The sequence below is a fragment of the Pantoea sp. ANP04 genome (assembly GCF_041982285.1).
GTDB lineage: Bacteria > Pseudomonadota > Gammaproteobacteria > Enterobacterales > Enterobacteriaceae > Pantoea > Pantoea eucalypti.
The window spans coordinates 1-557 of the sequence record NZ_JAUTYS010000127.1; the positions used below are offsets into that span (position 1 = coordinate 1).

Genomic DNA, 557 nt, shown 5'->3' on the forward strand with positions numbered 1-557 from the left:
GCAGAAGAAGGTGCAACAATAGTAGCAATGCTCTTCAGAACACCTAAGAAATCTTCGTTAGCATAGTTATATTCATGCAGCAGAGTATTACCTTCGAACATTTCATAGCGTAGCTCATCAAAATAGAAGCGTACACGAATCATATCATTAGTCTGAGGATTAGAATCCTCATCCTTATTAATAATATTCTGCCATTCTTCAGCGCTCACAGTATACTTATGTGCATTACAGTTAGTATGTGCAAGACCAGTATTGCTATAATAATTTGCATTAGCTGCGCTAGCCATAACGCCAACGCTCAGACAAGTAATTGCTGCAAGTGCAGCACAAATAAACTTCTTCATTTAAACACTCCTTTAATTAACCAAGATGCGGAGGCACTTCAGTATCAATAGGCTTAATATTCAGTATAACATTAGTGCTCTCGTCGCCATCATAATAGTTGAAATGACAAACTTCAATAAGAGAATATTCATTGGGATCAATAGTGCCAAGGCATATATCGCAACTCTGAGTAGGATTAAACTTAATAAGTTGAGTCATACCGCAATTAGAAG

The 557-nt window shown here is 37.0% G+C and carries 2 protein-coding genes; both read right to left on the minus strand.

The annotated features are described in order from the left end of the window. On the minus strand, positions 1-344 hold a 344-nt coding region (locus Q7C21_RS22690), incomplete at its 3' end, for a hypothetical protein (RefSeq protein WP_375151193.1). 16 nt (positions 345-360) lie between these two features. Continuing rightward, on the minus strand, positions 361-557 hold a 197-nt coding region (locus Q7C21_RS22695; protein WP_375151194.1), incomplete at its 5' end, for a hypothetical protein.